The organism is Sphaerisporangium sp. NPDC049002 (assembly GCF_040649355.1).
Taxonomy (GTDB): Bacteria; Actinomycetota; Actinomycetes; order Streptosporangiales; family Streptosporangiaceae; genus Sphaerisporangium.
Map to the genome: position 1 here is coordinate 1 of NZ_JBEZFH010000418.1, position 1958 is coordinate 1958.

Sequence of the window (1958 nt, forward strand, 5' to 3'; positions counted from 1 at the left end):
ATTCAGCTCGTCCGAGGGCGATTCAGCTCGTCCCGAGTGCCTCCTCTGTCCAGGCGCGGAGTACGGGGCCGGGCGCGGCGCCCGCGCGCTGGGCCTTCCACTTCGATGTCCCGGGCGGAAAGTGCAGCACGGTGACGGCCAGCCCGCATTCGTCGGCGAAGTCGGCCAGGTCGTTCTTGAACAGGTGGGAGTCAGCGGAGTTCGCCCCTCCGGAATCGGCGGTGATCAGAAGCCGAGTCGCGTCCGGGTAGCCATCTCGGCCTTGCTGGTTCCACCAGCGGCGGATCGACTCCACCGCGAACGCCGCGGTGTTGCGGTCGGTGCCCACATTCACCCAGCCGACGTCTTGACCCAGGTCATAGACGCCATACGGGATCGCGACCGGGGTATCAGCGAAGGTGAAGTCGTGATCTGGGGCCGTGATCGGGTTCCCCTTCGGCCGGTAGGTGCGGCCGGCCCGGGCGAAGTCACCGATCGGCTCCTTCTTCTTGGCGTCCACGCTCACCACCGGCAAGCCCTCAGCCAGGAACTGCTCGACCGTGGTGTTGATGTGCTGGAACTGGGCGTCGCGGTCAGGAACCTGGCTGCCGGCACGCTTCTTGGCCATGCCCTGGAGACTGAATCCCATCGAGCGCAGCAGATCGCCTACCGCCGGGGCGCTGATCGGATGGCCCGCCTCGGTCAACTCTCCGGCCAGGTCCCGCAGCGAGGCAGTGGTCCAGCGCAGCGGAGAAACCGGATCACCGACCTCCCGCGGCTCGATCAACGCCTCGAGCGCCGGAACCAGACCAGGATCCCGCTCAGCAGCCGACTTACGTCCGCCACCAGGACGGCGCACCCGTCCCAAGACCGGCGCACCGCCCGCGAGCTCGAGACGTCCCCGCGTGATGGTCGACTCCGATACTTCTGCCAGCCTGGCCACCACCGCGATCCCGCCATGCCCGAGCGCATCCGCCTCAGCAGCCAGATACAAACGGCGCTGCCGCTCGTCCAGATGCGGAAGCACAGCCGCGAACTTCACATCCAGGACCGCCAAGCCCGTCTCCGACATCGCCATGGAAAGCCAGTTAGCACACCACTCACTGAAGTCGCACCGAAACCAGCAGTAATTGTCTTACGGGTCCTGAGTCGCTTCCAGTTCGTCGCCGACCACGCCAGCGCCTTCGGCGTGAAGCGACTGTGCCGTGTCCTTGCTGTTTCCCGCTCGGGGTTCTACCGGTGGCGTGCCGCCGCACAGGTGCGGGCGGCCCGCGCTCACGCTGATGCCGAGCTCGCGAGGCGGATCAGGACGATTCACGCGGAGTTCGACGGCACCTACGGCAGTCCGCGTGTCACCGCTGAGCTGCGCCACGGCGGTGTGCGTGTCAATCACAAGCGGGTGGAGCGGGTGATGCGCGCCCATCGCATCGTCGGTGTGCATCTGCGCAAGAAGGTCCGCACGACGGTGCCCGAACGGTCGCGGCAGGCGGTGCCTGACCTGCTGGGGCGGGACTTCACCGCACCCGGGCCGAACCAGCGGTACGTGGGCGACATCACCTATCTGCCCGTAGCCGAGGGCCGCTTTGGTTTCGTTCGTGAGAAGCAACCGCAAATGTTTGCCGCTTTCGACCGCACCGAGGCGGGCGCCAGGGCGTCGGTGTTCGCGAGAAGTGACCGCAGCCATCGGCTCAGGGCCATTGGCATCGACGAGAGGTAGGGCATTGGCCGAGGTCAGCGGCGTCCACTCGCGTGGCGGCCGGGTGCGGTCAGAACTGGCGAACATCAACTCCGCCGGGTCGGGGGGTGCGGTCGCCGGTCGCGAACAACTGCGGTCGGAAATGGCGAACAAAACCACCGCTTCCTGTACCTGGCCACGGTGATCGATGTCCTGTGACAGCGAAGGCTGAGCATTGTCACCGAAGGTTGATGACCACTAGTTTCGTGCCACCGAAGGTTGAGTGACGCGTCGCCAGTCGTCA

Annotated in this window: 2 pseudogenes; one reads left to right on the top strand and one right to left on the bottom strand. The window is 66.4% G+C overall.

Going from position 1 to position 1958, the window contains the following annotated elements:
* Positions 1-97: 97 nt before the first annotated feature.
* Positions 98-1057, bottom strand: a pseudogene (locus AB0B89_RS36155) (ISAzo13 family transposase); the annotation flags it as partial.
* Positions 1058-1120: 63 nt separating this feature from the next.
* Between AB0B89_RS36155 and AB0B89_RS36160 the strand changes: the two are divergent.
* Positions 1121-1573: pseudogene (locus tag AB0B89_RS36160) on the top strand (IS3 family transposase); the annotation flags it as partial.
* Positions 1574-1958: the final 385 nt, after the last annotated feature.